This window comes from Vibrio sp. JZG120, from assembly GCF_053890955.1.
The window spans coordinates 42,107-59,385 of the sequence record NZ_JBSRRK010000010.1; the positions used below are offsets into that span (position 1 = coordinate 42,107).

Annotated in this window: 14 protein-coding genes; 13 read left to right on the forward strand and 1 reads right to left on the reverse strand. The window is 45.1% G+C overall.

Annotated elements, in window-relative coordinates:
- Positions 1-95: 95 nt before the first annotated feature.
- The 10 genes from ndk (at position 96) to ACWPOD_RS18295 (ending at position 10,879) form a co-directional block, all read left to right on the forward strand.
- Positions 96-521 (forward strand): nucleoside-diphosphate kinase, encoded by a 426-nt coding sequence (ndk, locus tag ACWPOD_RS18250; protein ID WP_005391542.1) that lies wholly within the window; start codon positions 96-98, stop codon positions 519-521.
- A 377-nt stretch (positions 522-898) separates the two neighbouring features.
- Positions 899-2,026 carry a bifunctional tRNA (adenosine(37)-C2)-methyltransferase TrmG/ribosomal RNA large subunit methyltransferase RlmN gene (locus ACWPOD_RS18255; protein WP_005391540.1) on the forward strand — a complete coding sequence of 376 codons (1,128 nt, stop codon included), beginning with the start codon at positions 899-901 and terminating at the stop codon, positions 2,024-2,026.
- A 435-nt stretch (positions 2,027-2,461) separates the two neighbouring features.
- A complete protein-coding gene (gene rodZ / locus ACWPOD_RS18260) occupies positions 2,462-3,412 on the forward strand; it encodes a cytoskeleton protein RodZ (protein WP_167426859.1) in 951 nt (316 codons plus the stop codon).
- A gap of 6 nt (positions 3,413-3,418) precedes the next feature.
- Entirely contained in the window at positions 3,419-4,537 is a 1,119-nt protein-coding gene (ispG, locus tag ACWPOD_RS18265; protein ID WP_005391537.1) for a flavodoxin-dependent (E)-4-hydroxy-3-methylbut-2-enyl-diphosphate synthase, read from the forward strand.
- Between the two features lie 26 nt (positions 4,538-4,563).
- Complete coding sequence (gene hisS / locus ACWPOD_RS18270) at positions 4,564-5,832, forward strand: histidine--tRNA ligase (protein ID WP_005391530.1); 1,269 nt, start codon at positions 4,564-4,566, stop codon at positions 5,830-5,832.
- 126 nt (positions 5,833-5,958) lie between these two features.
- The gene (locus tag ACWPOD_RS18275; protein WP_005391529.1) at positions 5,959-6,573 is read left to right on the forward strand and encodes a YfgM family protein; all 615 of its coding nucleotides are present in this window, start codon (positions 5,959-5,961) and stop codon (positions 6,571-6,573) included.
- A 12-nt stretch (positions 6,574-6,585) separates the two neighbouring features.
- A complete protein-coding gene (bamB, locus tag ACWPOD_RS18280; protein ID WP_006741881.1) occupies positions 6,586-7,746 on the forward strand; it encodes an outer membrane protein assembly factor BamB in 1,161 nt (386 codons plus the stop codon).
- Positions 7,747-7,913: 167 nt separating this feature from the next.
- Positions 7,914-9,410, forward strand: coding sequence for a ribosome biogenesis GTPase Der (gene der / locus ACWPOD_RS18285; RefSeq protein WP_005391527.1), 1,497 nt, complete (start codon positions 7,914-7,916; stop codon positions 9,408-9,410).
- 59 nt (positions 9,411-9,469) lie between these two features.
- Complete coding sequence (locus ACWPOD_RS18290) at positions 9,470-10,345, forward strand: alanyl-tRNA editing protein (protein WP_041853054.1); 876 nt, start codon at positions 9,470-9,472, stop codon at positions 10,343-10,345.
- A 309-nt stretch (positions 10,346-10,654) separates the two neighbouring features.
- Positions 10,655-10,879, forward strand: coding sequence for a zinc ribbon domain-containing protein (locus ACWPOD_RS18295; RefSeq protein ID WP_012842112.1), 225 nt, complete (start codon positions 10,655-10,657; stop codon positions 10,877-10,879).
- Between the two features lie 13 nt (positions 10,880-10,892).
- Here the strand turns inward: ACWPOD_RS18295 and xseA are convergent, their stop codons facing one another.
- A complete protein-coding gene (xseA, locus tag ACWPOD_RS18300) occupies positions 10,893-12,224 on the reverse strand; it encodes an exodeoxyribonuclease VII large subunit (RefSeq protein WP_012842111.1) in 1,332 nt (443 codons plus the stop codon).
- A 231-nt stretch (positions 12,225-12,455) separates the two neighbouring features.
- Between xseA and guaB the strand changes: the two genes are divergently transcribed.
- The 3 genes from guaB (at position 12,456) to ACWPOD_RS18315 (ending at position 17,264) form a co-directional block, all read left to right on the forward strand.
- Positions 12,456-13,922, forward strand: a complete 1,467-nt coding sequence (gene guaB / locus ACWPOD_RS18305; RefSeq protein WP_005391524.1) for an IMP dehydrogenase — start codon at positions 12,456-12,458, stop codon at positions 13,920-13,922.
- A gap of 99 nt (positions 13,923-14,021) precedes the next feature.
- Positions 14,022-15,575, forward strand: a complete 1,554-nt coding sequence (guaA, locus tag ACWPOD_RS18310; RefSeq protein WP_005391523.1) for a glutamine-hydrolyzing GMP synthase — start codon at positions 14,022-14,024, stop codon at positions 15,573-15,575.
- A 165-nt stretch (positions 15,576-15,740) separates the two neighbouring features.
- A complete protein-coding gene (locus ACWPOD_RS18315; protein ID WP_006741871.1) occupies positions 15,741-17,264 on the forward strand; it encodes a Na+/H+ antiporter NhaC family protein in 1,524 nt (507 codons plus the stop codon).
- The last annotated feature ends 15 nt before the right edge of the window (positions 17,265-17,279 follow it).

Below are 17,279 nucleotides of genomic sequence, written 5' to 3' on the forward strand. Positions count from 1 at the left end.
GATTGATTGCGGCACTCTCTTGCTTGAGTGCTGCTCTTACCCAGTAAGTCACTTTAAAAACACAACTATTATTACAAGTACAGAAAGGAAACTTTATGGCTCTAGAAAGAACATTTTCAATCATTAAGCCGGATGCGGTAGAGCGAAACCTAATTGGTGAAATCTATAACCGTATTGAAAAGGCTGGCCTACGTATTGTCGCTGCTAAAATGGTTCACCTGACTGAAGATCAGGCAAGCGGTTTTTATGCAGAGCATGAAGGCAAAGAGTTTTTCCCTCCACTAAAAGAGTTCATGACATCTGGTCCTATTATGGTTCAGGTACTGGAAGGTGAAAATGCGATTGCACGTTACCGTGAGCTGATGGGTAAAACTAACCCAGAGGAAGCGGCATGCGGCACTTTGCGTGCTGATTACGCACTTAGCATGCGTCACAATTCAGTTCATGGTTCCGATAGCCCTGAATCTGCAGCGCGTGAAATTGAGTTTTTCTTCCCTGAGTCAGAGGTTTTCTCTCGCTAATTAGGCGTGATACTTCACTTGTTAGTGATACTCTGATACAGAAAAGCCTCGGAACTTTCCGAGGCTTTTTCATTTCATATACCTAAGTTGAGTGGCAATGTTGACTGCATAAGTGAGCTCTTACACGCTAACTAGTCTGACTATATAATGGGCTTTAAAGCCCAGTAACGTGAGTTATTTTTAGTCTTTTCCCTTTACGATTTCTACGCTTTTACTTTTGATAGTGTAATAGCCACTTATAGCGCAAGGGGTGCTTAAAATTTAATCACTTTGATTTTAATGCCTTAGCAAACTCAGGGTTTTACACCCCTTGTTGTAGCTGCATAAAGGCTGTACAATTCGCGCCCTTATTCTTGTTTCAGTCATTGAGAGGCAACATGACCACTGAAAAAATCAATCTACTCGACTTTGATCGCAAAGGCATGCGTCAGTTTTTCGCAGAAGAACTCGGCGAGAAAGCGTTTCGTGCCGATCAGGTTATGAAGTGGATCTACCATTTCGGTGTAGATGACTTCGAAAAAATGACAAACATTAACAAGAAGCTGCGCGAAAAGCTTTTACACAAGTGCGAAATCAAGGCACCAACAGTTGCAGAAGCTCAGCACTCTTCTGATGGTACGATCAAGTGGGCGATGAACGTTGGTGATCAGGATGTGGAAACGGTTTACATTCCAGAAGATGACCGTGCAACGCTTTGTGTGTCTTCTCAAGTAGGTTGTGCGTTGGAATGTAAGTTCTGCTCAACCGCACAGCAAGGTTTTAACCGTAACTTGAAAGTTTCAGAGATCATCGGTCAGGTGTGGCGCGCTGCACGTGAAATTGGTCTTGAGAAAGAAACAGGTCGCCGCCCAATTACTAACGTCGTGATGATGGGGATGGGTGAACCGCTTCTAAACATGAAGAACTTGATCCCGGCATTAGAGCTAATGCTGGACGATCTTGGCTTTGGTTTGTCAAAACGTCGTGTGACTGTATCTACATCAGGTGTGGTTTCTGGTCTTGATCAGATGACAGGCAAAATCGATGTCGCGTTGGCAATTTCCCTTCATGCGCCAAACGATAAGCTGCGTAGTGAAATCATGCCAATTAACGATCGTTGGGATATTCAAGATTTCCTAGCATCAGTTCGTCGTTACATCGCTTCATCGAATGCAAACCGCGGTAAGGTAACGGTTGAGTACGTACTTCTTGATCATGTGAATGATGACATGGACCATGCTCGTGAACTGGCTGAGCTGATGAAAGACACACCATGTAAGATTAACTTGATTCCGTTTAACCCGTACCCAGGTTCACCTTACAAGAAACCAAGTAACTCACGTATCGATCGCTTCCAAAAAACATTGATGCAATATGAGCATACAGTAACGGTTCGTAAGACTCGTGGCGATGACATTGATGCGGCGTGTGGTCAGTTAGTCGGTGATGTGATTGACCGAACTAAACGTACTGCAATGTTAAAAGCGTCGCGCGGTGCTGATACCATTGAAGTAAAAGCGGTATAAACGACCGGAATTCAAAAATAGCCAGAGCCATTTGCTCTGGCTATTTTGTTTATTGTTTAGGACATTTTCGCCAAGATTTGGGACTATCACTCTTCAACCTCAGGTTATTTGGGTATAATTTTGAATTCCTTTGTCAAAGTTTGGACAAAAGCTTGAGCTATCTGTTAGTTTGAGTGTAAAGAGTTTTTGTCTTCGTTACACATTCGCTTATCATGATATGCGACATTAACGATGACACCGATAATTCTCAGCATTTTCTCACATACGCTTTGCTGATTTTTGCAAAACGGGTATTCACACTCAAATCGCTGAGAGTTTCTTAAAATTATTATTTTGGTTAACGCGTTTAGGCTAGCTATCTTTTAAAGAGGCTTAAGAACAATAACGAAAATACATAACCACGTTAGCCACTAAAACAGATTAAATACCACCATTATGACAGAACACGAAAATACGAATGAAGTGCCACTTTCTATTGAAGCTGGCACATTACTGAAAAACAAACGCGAATCTCTTGGGATGAGTCAAAAGCAAGTTGCTGATCGCCTGAGGCTTCGCGTTTCTGTTATTGAAGATATTGAAAATAACCGATTTGAGTCTCAACAAGTTGCGACATTTACGCGTGGTTACTTGCGTTCTTACGCGAAGTTCGTGGGCCTTGATGAGAAGATGGTTTTGACTGCGTTAGAGCAGACAGCAGATGTACAGCCGCAAGAGCAAGAAATTGAAATGCAGAGCTTCTCTCGCAAAACAAAAGATGAGAAGCACAATAGCCGTATCATGCTCCTGACTTGGGTTATCGGGTTGGTCATTATTGGTATTTCTGCAGCTTGGTGGTGGCAAAACCAGCAAGAGAATAGCCTAACGAAGGAAGTTACGGATTCAAGTGTTGAAGCGCCGAAGCCCACAGCGCAAGAGTTAGCTGATATCGATTTAATGACGGCTGAGGAGTTAATCGCAAGTACTCCTGAAGAAGTTGTTTCAACAAGTAATGATGTTGTTGAAACGAGTGAAGTACCAGTCGAGCAGGGTAGCGACCCTCTGCTTGCTGAAACTGAAAATACAACAAGCGTAGATTCTGAAGAACCTGTTGCCGTGATTGAAACTGCGGAAGAGGAACAGCCTGCGCCAATCGTACCTGAAGGCATGACACTTCTTACTATGAAGTTTAAAGCGGACTGTTGGATTCAAGTAAAAGACACCAATGGTAAAACGCTGGTAAGTGGTACTCATAAACCAGGACAAGATGTAGAACTTACCGGAAAAGCGCCGTTTAAAGTGATATTAGGCGCACCGGAAGGGGTTACAATGACATTTGCAAGTGAACCTGTCGACCTTTCTGGGTATACTTCAGGCAAAGTAGCTAGATTCACTCTACCGTTATAAAAAATTATGCAACACGAATCTCCAATTATTCGTCGTAAATCGACGCGTATTTATGTGGGTGATGTGCCAATTGGTGATGGTGCGCCAATTGCCGTACAGTCAATGACTAACACTCGCACGACTGACGTAGAAGCGACAGTCGCTCAAATCCGAGCACTAGAAAAAGTCGGTGCAGATATCGTTCGAGTTTCTGTACCTACCATGGACGCAGCAGAAGCTTTCAAACTGATTAAACAGCAAGTTTCTGTACCATTAGTGGCTGATATTCATTTCGACTATCGTATCGCGCTGAAAGTGGCGGAGTACGGTGTTGACTGTTTACGCATCAACCCAGGTAACATTGGCAATGAAGAGCGCATTCGCGCTGTTGTTGACTGTGCTCGCGATAAAAACATCCCAATCCGTATTGGTGTCAACGGTGGATCTTTGGAAAAAGATTTACAGATGAAATACGGCGAACCAACGCCAGAAGCTTTAGTTGAATCGGCGATGCGTCACGTAGATCATCTCGATCGTCTTAACTTTGACCAATTTAAAGTTAGCGTGAAAGCTTCAGACGTCTTCCTTGCGGTGGATTCATACCGTCTGCTAGCGAAGAAAATCGATCAGCCTCTTCACTTGGGTATTACAGAAGCGGGTGGTGCTCGTGCTGGTGCTGTTAAGTCATCTGTTGGCTTAGGTATGCTGTTATCTGAAGGGATCGGCGATACGCTGCGTATCTCTTTGGCTGCCGATCCAGTTGAAGAAATCAAAGTCGGTTTCGATATCCTTAAATCTCTGCGCATTCGCTCTCGAGGCATCAACTTTATTGCTTGCCCAAGTTGCTCGCGCCAAGAATTTGATGTGATTGGCACAGTGAACGCACTTGAGCAGCGTTTAGAAGACATCATCACGCCAATGGATGTGTCTATCATCGGTTGTGTGGTAAACGGCCCTGGTGAAGCAGAAGTTTCTCACTTAGGTCTAGCAGGTAGTAACAAGAAGAGCGCATTCTACGAAGATGGTAAACGCCAGAAAGAACGCTTTGATAACGATGACCTTGTGAATCAGCTAGAAGCTAAGATCCGTGCGAAAGCAGCCATGATGAATGGCGAAAACCGCATCGAAGTTAAAGTACAAGATTAATCTCAACGAGAATTACGGTAAGTATTGTGGCAAAAACAATTCAAGCAATTCGAGGCATGAACGATTGCCTCCCAACTCAGTCTCCACTGTGGCAAAAACTAGAAAACACAGTGAAAAATGTAATTAGCGCATACGGTTATAACGAAGTGCGCATGCCAATCGTTGAAGAAACAAACCTATTCAGCCGCGCTGTTGGTGAAGAGACAGACGTCGTTTCAAAAGAAATGTACACCTTTGATGATCGTAACGGAGACAGCCTAACACTTCGCCCTGAAGGTACGGCGGGTTGTGTACGTTCATGTATTCAAAACAGCCTGATCAACCGTGACGAACAGCGTCTGTGGTACATGGGGCCTATGTTCCGCCATGAACGTCCGCAGAAAGGTCGTTACCGTCAATTCCACCAGTGTGGTGTTGAGGTGTTTGGTCTAAATGGTCCAGATGTTGATGCAGAGCTTATCATGATGACGGCGCGTCTATGGCGTGAGCTAGGTATCAATGAACATGTTCGTCTTGAGCTGAACTCTATCGGTTCTCAAGAAGACCGCGCAGACTACCGTACTGCACTGGTTGCGTTCCTTGAGCAACATATTGATGTGCTAGACGAAGATTGTAAGCGTCGCATGCACACGAACCCACTGCGTGTTCTGGATACGAAGAACCCTGACGTTCAAGCTATTTTAGGTGATGCACCTCGCCTTTCAGATTACTTAGGTGAAGAATCTAAAGCACACTTCGCAGGTCTATGTGAACTTTTAGACGCCGCAGGTATCGAATACACAGTTAACGAACGTCTAGTTCGTGGTCTGGATTACTACAACCGCACGGTATTTGAATGGATCACTGAAAGCCTAGGTGCTCAAGGCACCGTTTGTGGCGGTGGACGTTACGATGGTCTTGTAGAGCAATTAGGTGGTAAACCAACACCAGCAGTTGGCTTTGCAATGGGCCTAGAGCGTCTTGTTCTGATGCTAGAAACACTAGAACTAACAGACGTTCGTCGCAGTGTGGATGTTTACGTAGTAACAGCAGGCGAAGGCACCATGATGGCAGGAATGAAGCTAGCAGAGCAGCTTCGTGAGTCCATCCCTGGCGTTCGTGTGATGAATCACTTCGGTGGCGGTAACTTCAAGAAACAGTTTAAACGTGCAGACAAAGTTGGTGCTGTTATAGCATTAGTTCTGGGTGAAAACGAAGTTGCGGATAATACCGTAGTACTGAAAGACTTGGCCGGTGGTGAGCAAGAGACTTACAACCAAGCAGAAGTTGCAGAAAAGATCGCAGCACTGATTTAAGTCTTTTAGTAATCTAACAAAATTACATCCTAGTTCGTAAGCTAAGGCTCCCAAATGTGGAGCCTTTAAACGAAATAGGAACAATGGCAGCTAAGCTGCCATTTACATGTTTTAAGAGGACAGGAAGTGGAACTTTACGATACTGAAGAACAACAAGTTGAAGCCATTAAAGACTGGTGGAAGGAAAACGGCAAAGCCGTCATCATCGGTGCGGTTGTTGGCTTAGGTGGTCTATTTGGCTGGCGTTACTACCAGGATTCTGTGATTCAGGCGAGTGAAGCAGCTTCTCAAAGCTACACGACAGCAATGAATGCTTTGCAAGATAAAGGTACTGATGCTCAAGCTGACGTGAAAGCTTTCATTGAGTCAAATGAAGTAAAAGAATATTCAGTATTGGCTGCGCTACAACTTGCTAAAGCACAAGTTGAAGCTCAAGATCTTTCTGCTGCATTGGAGCAATTGAAGTGGGCGCAAAGCAACACTCAAGATGCTGCGCTATTACCATTGATTAGTTACCGTATTGCACGCATTGAAACGGAAATGGGTAACTTTGACGCTGCAACGGCTGAGCTAAGTAACGTCACTGATGCAGCATGGACAGGGCGTATTGCTGAACTTCGTGGCGATATTGCGATTCGCCAAGGTGACAAAGATGCCGCATACGCTGCGTATACTGAAGCTCAGCAAGCGGCAGACGCAAGCCCGACGCTACAAATGAAATTGGACGATCTGGCGAAATAAGGACCGCATTGGATGAAAAGAGTCTTTAACAAAGCCTTGTTAGGGGTGTTAACAATGGGAGTGCTTGCCGGTTGTGCTGGTGAGAAAGATACCATTGTAATGGCGCCACTACCTCAGGTAGACAGTGAATTTACAACCAGTAGTGAGTGGAGCACATCGGTTGGCGATGGTGTTGGTCATTACTTTTCAAAGCTATCCCCTGTATTTGCGAATGATACATTGTTCGTGGCAAGTCGCGATGGCTTAGTAAAAGCGCTGGATCCTGAAAACGGTAAACAACGTTGGCAAACGGACCTAGAAGAAGATGTCATTGCTCGTCTCTCTGGTGGTATCACAGCAGCATACGGAAACCTTTATATTGGCTCTGAGAATGGTGAAGTCATCTCTCTTGACCAAGAAACAGGTGAAGTTGTTTGGCGTGTGAAAGTTGGTGGTGAGGTACTGGCGAAGCCAGTTGCAGATTCAGGCCTTATTATCATCAATACGAGCCGAGGCATGTTGATTGCCCTTAATGAGAGTACAGGTGAGCAACGCTGGGCATTGAGTACAGAAGTGCCGAACCTAACTTTACGTGGCGACAGTACTCCGACTGCAATTGGCGGCGGTGTATTTTGGGGAACGGCAAATGGCCGACTCGCAGCTGCTATCGTTGAGCGTGGTCAGCTGATTTGGCAACAGCCTGTTGGTACGCCAAAAGGCGCGACAGAAATTGATCGTTTGGTTGACGTTGATTCATCGCCAATTGTGCTAGGCGGTACTCTTTTCACCATTGGATACAATGGCCAACTTATAGCCATTGACTTGCGTTCAGCGAACCCGATTTGGAAGCGTAATTACTCATCTGCAACAGATATTTCTACAGATGGTAGCCGCATCTTTGTGATAACGGAAAAAGATCATGTTGTTGCCGTTGATTCACGAAGTGGGACTGAGTTGTGGGAAAACAGCTTGCTTGAGCACCGACAACTTACAGCGCCAGTTATTGTCGGCAATTATCTCGTTGTCGGTGACACGCTTGGTTACCTTCACTGGATGGATCGTTCAACAGGCGAATTTGTTGCGCAGCAGTTTATCGATGATAGCGGCTTGGCCGTTGGCCCGACGTTATTGTCGGATGGTTATGTGATTACAACTCGCAACGGCGATGTAAAGAAACTAACCATTAACGAATAATATCGTGATATAATTCACATTCGGCTCCTGGCTGGTGACAGCTAGGAGCCGTTTTGTTGTTTGAATTTATTAACCCTGACGTGGTTATAGGTAAAAAGCTGGTTTGATTTGGCATCGAGCAAGTCGTTACCTATAACTACAGAAGAAAGATTATTGTAGAGGTTGTTATGGTACCTGTTGTAGCTCTAGTAGGGCGTCCGAACGTAGGTAAATCTACACTATTTAACCGATTGACTCGCACTCGTGACGCGTTGGTTGCGGACTTTCCAGGCCTAACGCGAGACCGTAAATATGGCCAGGCGAGACTTGGTGAAGAGCACGAATTCATTGTGATTGATACCGGCGGTATTGATGGCACAGAAGAAGGCGTGGAAACAAAGATGGCAGAACAGTCATTAGCCGCGATTGATGAGGCTGATGTTGTATTGTTCCTTGTTGACGGTCGTGCTGGTCTGACTCCTTCAGATGCAGCAATTGCTGCGCATCTGCGTAAAATTGAAAAGCCAGCGATGCTGGTAGTAAACAAAATAGATGGTATTGATGCCGATGCGGCGTGTGCTGATTTTTGGCAGCTCGGCGTGGATGATATGTATCAGATTGCGGCCGCTCATGGCCGTGGTGTGACCGCTTTGCTTGAGCGTGCTTTATCTCCATTCTTTGATGATCTATTAACAAGTGAATCTGAAGAAGGTGAGATTGAAGACCTGACTGGATTCGAAGACGAAGAGCCTCTTGTTGAAGATTACACTGAAGAAGACGCAGAAGCTGAATTCAAGCGCCTTCAAGAGCAGCCGATTAAGTTGGCGATCATCGGTCGTCCTAACGTAGGTAAATCGACACTGACTAACCGTATTCTGGGTGAAGAACGTGTAGTTGTATACGATATGCCTGGTACAACGCGTGATTCTATCTACATCCCGATGGAGCGTGATGGACGCGAATACGTACTAATTGATACCGCAGGTGTTCGTCGTCGTGGTCGTATCAATGAAACGGTTGAAAAGTTCTCTGTTGTTAAGACGCTGAAAGCGGTAGAAGATGCAAACGTCGTTCTACTGGTGATTGATGCACGTGAAAATATTTCAGACCAAGACCTAAGCTTGCTTGGTTTTGCACTGAATGCTGGCCGCTCAATTGTCATCGCCGTTAACAAGTGGGATGGCCTAGACAGTGACGTGAAAGAAAGCGTGAAGAAAGAACTGGACCGCCGTCTAGGATTCGTCGATTTCGCGCGTATCCACTTTATCTCTGCGCTGCACGGTACTGGCGTTGGTCACTTGTTTGAATCTATCCAAGAAGCATATAACTCGGCGACAACGCGTGTGGGTACGTCAGTACTGACGCGTATCATGAAGATGGCAGTGGATGATCACCAGCCGCCAATGGTTCGTGGTCGTCGTATCAAACTCAAATACGCACACGCAGGTGGTTACAACCCACCGATCGTTGTTATCCACGGTAACATGGTTCGTGAATTGCCAGATTCGTATAAACGTTATCTGATGAACTACTTCCGTAAGTCTCTGGAAATTATGGGAACACCGATTCGCATTAACTTCCACAACAGTGATAACCCATACGAGAACCGTACGAATAAGCTTACGCTATCACAAGAGCGTAAACGCAAACGTATGATGTCGATGGTGAAAAACCGCAATAAATAATGAAATTCGAATACCCAAGTTTCTACTTGGGTATTTTTTTATCAAAAGTAATCGTAAAAATGACTATCACAGCAACAAAGACTCGTTTTTGTCATCAAACATGGCAATTAGAAGCACAAATACAGCTCGTTCAATCTACGGAAGAAGTGACTTACGTTATTACAGATGTCACGCCGTTCCATCCCGTTAGTCACATATGGCCGGATCACCCTGCAGACAAAGGAACGTTGAAGGTGAATGGGGCTGAGCATGACGTAGTAGATTGCCAAGTTGGAGCAGTGGAGCAGGAGAGTGGTGCTTTGTATGTGGGTAGTGACATCCCTGTAAAGCGTGATGCTGAAGGTTGGGTGTTTGTCGTCGTGCATGTTTTATCACGTACGGAATCACTTGCAATTAATGACTTGGTAATATTAGCGGTAGATAAAGACTATCAAAATGCTTTGAGCCGAGGTCACACTGCAGGACACTTAGCGTATTTGGCGTTGAATAAAGTACTAGCGGAAGACTATTGGCGAAAAGACGCAGACCGCAAAGACCCGCATGGTTATTATGACTTTAATAGCTATGCGCAAGTTACGAGTTATGTCACTCCAGACAAGTGCCTCGATACGTACCGTTTAGGCAAAACACTCCGTAAAAGAGGATTAAACAGTGCAGATATGCTGAATGACCTCCAGGCGATTGCAGAAAAAGTGAATGACCAACTGGTTGAATGGCTTCAAAGAGATGCGATGATCACCATGGAATGCCACGGCGATAGATTAACTGACTCTCGCTATTGGAAATGCGATTTAGGGGAAGGTCAATTAGCGGTAATCCCTTGTGGTGGAACGCATGCGAGCCATTTAAATGAGTTTGCTTTTATCCAAGTTAAACTCGTTGAGCTCGACGCTCAAACTATCGAAATGCACACCAATGTAAACGCGGCTTTCTGAATAAGATCTTTTTATTAAATTCTATTTTTTTGTTTAATTAAATTAACTTAAGGGTTTTTATTCTGTATTAAATTGGAATACAGAATATGTAACTTATGCTTTCGGTGTGTGGTTATATAAATATTCTTTTAAGGGGTGATCGCTGATCAAGGAGTAAATATCAGACGATCAGTATAAGATCCTGCTTATCAAGTATGGTTAGCGCCTCGTGAAACTTGTTGGGGCGGTGATGAAGATCAACATACTTGTTCGTTATTTTGAGTAGCATGCGTTACTCGAAATTGCTTAGTTTAGAGAGAGGAACGGGATATGCAGCAGAACATTTGCCCGACTTGCAATGTCGAACTGGAATGGACAGGACAATACCATTGTGCACAGTGTGAATCGGATTTTAAAAAAGTAGGTTTTTGCCCTGATTGTGAGGCGGAGCTGGAGAAGCTGCAAGCATGCGGTGCTGCGAGTTACTTTTGTAATGTGTGTAATGAACTCAAATCAAAATCACGTGTCCGATTTGAGTTCCAGAAAATCAGTTAACCAGAGTTTGTATTCAGTTAACGGTAGAACGAACGTCGCCTTCGGCTAATCGAGTAATCAATACATCTCCCGATTTTACATCTGAAGATTGAGTAATCACTTTACCTTGCTCAGTTTGAGTAATTGAGTAACCTCGTTTCAATGTCGCTAGCGGGCTGACGGTGTCTAACTTCTCTGCAGCAATCGCGAGTTGATGGCGCATAGTCAGTAACTTGCGATCCATTGCATCCATGAGCTTTTGCTCAACACGTTCTAGCTTCGACTTCTGCTCGGCAAGGCGTGTTACAGGAGAATTTAATTGCAGCCGATAATGTTGACGCTCGATTCGCTGTTGACGCAAGGCAATAAAACGACTCATCGCTCGCTGTAAGCGCATGTCCAACTCATCTAACTGTTGCGTCTGACGCTGCAAGCGATAGCTTGGGTGCTGTCTCTCTAGACGGTGCACTAATTGCGCAGATTGCTGCTTTTGTTGTGCTAGGTAGTAACGCATCGCGCTCGCTAACTTATGCTGGCGGGTAACTAAAGCTTGATCTTTGTGGCTGTTATCACGGCTTACTAGCTCAGCTGCTGCTGATGGAGTAGGCGCGCGTACGTCGGCGACAAAATCAGCTATTGTCACGTCGACTTCATGTCCAACGGCGCTAATAATAGGAATTTGGCTTGCTGCAATCGTGCGAGCTAATATCTCGTTGTTAAAGCACCATAAGTCTTCCAATGAACCACCACCTCGGCCCACAATTAGCACATCACATTCATCACGGCTGTTAGCGCGACCAATGGCTTGTGCGATTTGAATGGCTGCATCTTCACCTTGTACCACTGTCGGATAAATCACAACGGGTAGGGAAGGATCACGACGTTTCAATACGTCTAAGATATCGTAAAGCGCGGCACCAGTTTTCGATGTGATGACGCCAACACGTTTTGGGTGTTCAGGCAAAGGTTGCTTATTGGTTTGAGCGAACAACCCTTCTGCGGCAAGCTTCATTTTCAGCTCTTCAAACTCTTGCTGAAGACGGCCGTCACCTTCCGGTTGCATGCTTTCGATGATCAATTGGTAGTCACCGCGAGGCTCATAAAGAGAAAGACGAGCTTTTACTAGGACTTGATTACCGTTAGTGGGCTTGAAAGTAACGCGGCGATTGTTACCACGAAACATGGCACATTTAACTTGAGCGCGAGAGTCTTTAAGAGTGAGGTACCAGTGACCAGAGACAGGAGCTGAAAAGTTGGATATCTCTCCGACGAGCCAAACGATCCCCATTTCGTTTTCAAGGAGTAAACGAACTTCTGCGTTGAGACGAGAAACAGTAAAGATGTTTTGATTGGTCTTGGAGAGCACAGCTAATCTCTTAGACGTGAGTATGGAAATTAGCGGCAATATAATACATAGCAAGGGGGTAATTGCAAGAAAAAAATTAAAAAATTTGTGGTCAAGCGATTGCGTTAACCGTATAATCCCTCCGCAATATCTAATCCAAATGTAGCTTGTTGCTAACACAGGTTACCCTCATTATGCGAAACGATGAGATTGGATTGTTCTTTTTACTCCTCTAATTGTGAGATATTGCAAATGCTAAGAATTGCCAAAGAAGCGCTGACATTCGATGACGTACTACTTGTGCCAGCACACTCCACCGTTCTCCCAAACACAGCTGATCTTCGCACTCAGCTAACTAAGAACATCACCCTAAACATCCCTATGATTTCAGCGTCTATGGACACTGTTACTGAAGCTCGTCTAGCGATCGCGCTAGCGCAAGAGGGTGGCATTGGCTTTATCCACAAGAACATGTCTATTGAGCAGCAGGCAGCCGAAGTTCGTAAAGTTAAGAAGTTCGAAGCTGGTATGGTGACTGACGCGGTTACAGTAAACCCTGACGCGACCATCGCTGATGTTGTTGCACTCACTGAAAAGCATGGTTTTGCAGGTTTCCCTGTTGTCACTGAGAGCAATGAGCTTGTTGGTATTATCACTGGTCGTGACGTTCGTTTTGTGACGGACCTTTCTAAGAAAGTATCTTCAGTAATGACGCCAAAAGAGAAGTTGGCAGCGGTTAAAGAAGGTGCTACACGAGAAGAAGTGCAAGAGAAAATGCACGAAGCTCGCGTAGAGAAAGTATTGGTTGTGAATGATGAGTTCCAACTAACCGGTATGATTACTGCGAAAGACTTCCACAAAGCAGAACGTAAACCAAACGCATGTAAAGATGAGCGTGGTCGCCTACGTGTTGGCGCAGCAGTTGGTGCTGGTGCTGGTAACGAAGAGCGAGTTGCTGCACTAGTTGAAGCTGGCGTTGACGTTCTACTTATCGACTCTTCACACGGTCATTCTGAAGGTGTTCTAAGCCGCATTCGTGAAACACGTGCAGCTTACCCAGATCTAGACATCATCGGTGGTAACGTAGCAACAGGTGCTGGTGCTAAAGCACTAATCGAAGCTGGCGTAAGCGCAGTGAAAGTTGGTATCGGCCCTGGTTCTATCTGTACAACTCGTATTGTAACGGGTGTGGGAGTTCCACAAATCACTGCAATCGCAGATGCGGCAGAAGTTGCTAATGATTATGGTATTCCAGTTATCGCTGACGGTGGTATCCGTTTCTCAGGTGATATCTGTAAAGCAATCGTAGCAGGCGCATCATGTGTGATGGTTGGTTCTATGTTTGCAGGTACTGAAGAAGCGCCGGGTGAAGTGATTCTATACAACGGCCGTTCTTACAAGTCTTACCGTGGCATGGGTTCTCTTGGTGCAATGTCTCAAGGTTCTTCTGACCGTTACTTCCAGTCTGACAACGCAGCGGACAAGCTAGTACCAGAAGGTATCGAAGGTCGTATCGCATACAAAGGCCGTCTAAAAGAGATCGTACACCAACAAATGGGTGGTCTACGTTCAAGCATGGGTCTAACTGGCTCTGCAACTATCGAAGATATGCGTACGAAAGCTGAATTTGTACGTATCTCTGGTGCTGGTATGCAAGAGTCTCATGTACACGATGTTCAAATTACTAAGGAAGCACCGAACTACCGTCTAGGGAACTGATTACTTAACGGAAACGTTTGCTTTTTCCTTGAAGCATTAAGAAGAGGCGAGTACACTCGCCTCGGTTTTAATCACTTAGCCTTAAAAAGACTGCTCAAAATGACTAAAAATATCCATGACCAACGTATTCTGATCTTGGACTTCGGTTCTCAGTACACTCAATTAGTAGCACGCCGCGTACGTGAAATCGGCGTTTACTGTGAACTATGGAGCTGGGATGTAGAAGAAGCGGATATTCGCGAATTCAACCCAGATGGCATTATCCTATCTGGCGGTCCAGAAAGCGTAACGGAAGAGAACTCTCCACGCGCGCCTCAATATGTATTTGACTCTGGTGTTCCTTTACTTGGCGTATGTTACGGCATGCAAACTATGGCGGAACAACTAGGTGGCAAAGTAGCAGGCTCTAACGAACGTGAGTTTGGCTACGCTCAGGTTAAAGTTTCTGGTGAATGTGCCTTATTTAAAGATCTTGAAGCAACTCAAGACGTATGGATGAGCCACGGCGACAAAGTAGTAGAGATCCCAGCCGATTTCGTAAAAGTTGGTGAGACAGACACTTGTCCTTACGCTGCGATGGCGAACGAAGAGAAGAAATACTACGGCGTTCAGTTCCACCCAGAAGTGACACACACAAAAGGTGGCCTACAAATGCTTGAGAACTTTGTTCTTGGCGTATGTGGCTGTGAGCGTCTATGGACATCGGAATCTATCATCGAAGACGCGGTTGCTCGCATTAAAGAGCAAGTGGGTGACGACGAAGTTATCCTAGGCTTATCTGGTGGTGTGGATTCATCTGTTGTTGCGATGCTGGTGCACCGCGCAATTGGCGACAAGCTAACGTGTGTATTTGTCGATAACGGTCTACTTCGTCTAAACGAAGGCCAACAAGTGATGGATATGTTTGGCGATAAGTTCGGCCTAAACATTATCAAAGTTGATGCAGAAGATCGTTTCCTTGAAGCTCTGAAAGGCAAGTCTGACCCAGAAGAGAAGCGTAAGACAATCGGCCACGTATTTGTAGATGTATTCGATGAAGAGTCGAAAAAGCTGAAAAATGCAAAATGGCTAGCGCAAGGTACCATCTACCCAGACGTAATCGAGTCTGCGGCATCTAAGACTGGTAAAGCGCACGTGATAAAATCACACCACAATGTGGGTGGTCTACCAGATGAAATGGAAATGGGTCTTGTTGAGCCACTACGTGAGCTGTTCAAAGATGAAGTTCGTAAGATTGGTCTAGAATTAGGCCTGCCTTATAACATGCTTTACCGCCACCCATTCCCAGGTCCAGGTCTAGGTGTTCGTGTTCTTGGTGAAATCAAGAAAGAATACTGTGACTTGCTACGTCGTGCTGATGCTATCTTCATTGAAGAGCTTCACGCTGCAGACCTATATGACAAAGTATCTCAAGCGTTCACGGTATTCCTACCAGTTCGCTCTGTAGGTGTAATGGGCGATGGCCGTAAATACGACTGGGTTGTATCACTACGTGCAGTAGAAACCATCGACTTTATGACGGCACACTGGGCGCACCTACCATACGACTTCCTAGGTAAGGTATCTAACCGTATTATCAACGAAGTTGATGGCATTTCTCGTGTTGTTTACGACATTTCTGGTAAGCCACCAGCGACAATCGAGTGGGAATAATTTTCCTCTAGACTGTTGAGTTTATAAGAACCAGCCTCCGGGCTGGTTTTTTTGTGCTTCAAATTTGTGAAGAGGGGACTCAACTTTTTTATAGGAGATATATACATGCGATAAAATTAAATATATATTCATTTTAATTATTTGAATATTATAAATGGTATTGCTATGGAACAGGCTGAAGTTACCTCTCTCATTCCCATCCTTATTACTCTTTTCCTCGCTCTGACGACGAGAAATGTCGTCGTTGGTTTATTCGCTGGTGTGGTCAGTGGCGTCGCTATGCTTGAAGGGACATTTGTCGAAAAAGGACCACTAGACTCGTTTAGTGCGTTGATGAAAAGCTATCTACTGCCGCAACTTACCGATAGCTACAACGCTGGTGTGATTTTGTTATTAGTGTTCATTGGTGGTTTCGTTGCGCTGATGGAAAAGTCTGGTGGTGGCGTTGCTTTTGCTAAAAAGGTCACTCAGTGGGTGGCGAGTAAATGCCAAGCTCAACTGTCCGCATGGTTCGGTGGTGTGGTTATTTTCTTCTCTGACCTTGGTACACCGTTGATTGTTGGTCCTGTTTTTCGTCCTTTATTTGATAAGTTAAAAGTATCACGCCAAAAATTAGCTTTTATTATCGATTCTACTTCCTCTCCCGTCGCAATCTTGATTCCTTTTATCGGATGGGGCGTTTATATCATGGGATTGATTCAAAAAGAGTTTACTGCCCTGAATGTCAGTATGAGTGACTGGGATGCTTTCATTGGCGCGATCCCGTATCAGTTTTACGCCTTTCTTGCGATCGCGATTGTGCCGATTGTCTCTTTCTTCAAATTAGATTTCGGACCGATGGCGAAGGCTGAGCAGTTAGCAGAACAGGGCTCCGACTTTGGGAAAGTGCAGGAGTCTATGAATGTATTTACGCATAAAAATGCAAAATCTAGTTTTGTATGGGCGCCTTTGCTCGTTATGCTAGTGGTTCTATGTACCATCCTCGTGCCACACGGTTTTCCATTTCAAAAAGTGGCAGGATCAACGTTTAGGGCTGCACTTTCTTCTGCATATTTCTTCGCGGCCTTCACTTTAATTGCGCTGATGGCGTTTTATGGCGTAAGAAAGCTTTCGGATGGTATTCAGGTTTATCTGAAAGGGATGTCAAACATGATGTCAGTGGCGGTGATTCTGGTATTGGCTTGGGCGCTTAGCTCGGTTGGGAAAGAATTAGGTGCAGCTGCATACATTGCTGAACAAGCTCAAGCGGGTTTCCCTTATTGGCTATTGCCAGCGGTTGCCTTTTTGCTTGCTGGTATTATCTCGTTCGCGACGGGATCGTCGTGGGGAACGTTCGCCATCATGATGCCATTAGTGATCCCAACCGCTGTTGCGATTGACGCTCCTTTGTTGGTTTGTATTGGTGCGGTGTTATCTGGTGGTCTGTTTGGCGACCACTGTTCTCCAATCTCTGAAACGACGATTTTGTCGTCGACAGGGGCAGGGTGTGAGCAGTATGAGCACTTCCGTACACAGTTGCCTTACGCATTACTCAATGGAATGATTGCATTAGGGTGTTTCCTTTTAGCTGGAATCAACGCCTCGCCAGTGATTGTGCTTGCCGCTATTGTTGCTCAGTGTGTGGTTTATTTTGTGTTGTCTAAACAAAAATCAACCGCGAAGCTAGACGTGGTTTCGGGAGAACAATAAAGATAGAAATATCAT

Excerpts from the sequence above, each read along its gene's own strand:
- ndk (WP_005391542.1), top strand. The coding sequence starts at position 96 with ATGGCTCTAGAAAGAACATTTTCAATCATTAAGCCGGATGCGGTAGAG.
- rodZ (WP_167426859.1), top strand. The coding sequence starts at position 2,462 with ATGACAGAACACGAAAATACGAATGAAGTGCCACTTTCTATTGAAGCT.
- ACWPOD_RS18315 (WP_006741871.1), top strand. The coding sequence starts at position 15,741 with ATGGAACAGGCTGAAGTTACCTCTCTCATTCCCATCCTTATTACTCTT.
- guaB (WP_005391524.1), top strand. The coding sequence starts at position 12,456 with ATGCTAAGAATTGCCAAAGAAGCGCTGACATTCGATGACGTACTACTT.
- ACWPOD_RS18295 (WP_012842112.1), top strand. The coding sequence starts at position 10,655 with ATGCAGCAGAACATTTGCCCGACTTGCAATGTCGAACTGGAATGGACA.
- bamB (WP_006741881.1), top strand. The coding sequence starts at position 6,586 with ATGAAAAGAGTCTTTAACAAAGCCTTGTTAGGGGTGTTAACAATGGGA.
- ACWPOD_RS18255 (WP_005391540.1), top strand. The coding sequence starts at position 899 with ATGACCACTGAAAAAATCAATCTACTCGACTTTGATCGCAAAGGCATG.
- guaA (WP_005391523.1), top strand. The coding sequence starts at position 14,022 with ATGACTAAAAATATCCATGACCAACGTATTCTGATCTTGGACTTCGGT.
- der (WP_005391527.1), top strand. The coding sequence starts at position 7,914 with ATGGTACCTGTTGTAGCTCTAGTAGGGCGTCCGAACGTAGGTAAATCT.
- ACWPOD_RS18290 (WP_041853054.1), top strand. The coding sequence starts at position 9,470 with ATGACTATCACAGCAACAAAGACTCGTTTTTGTCATCAAACATGGCAA.
- ispG (WP_005391537.1), top strand. The coding sequence starts at position 3,419 with ATGCAACACGAATCTCCAATTATTCGTCGTAAATCGACGCGTATTTAT.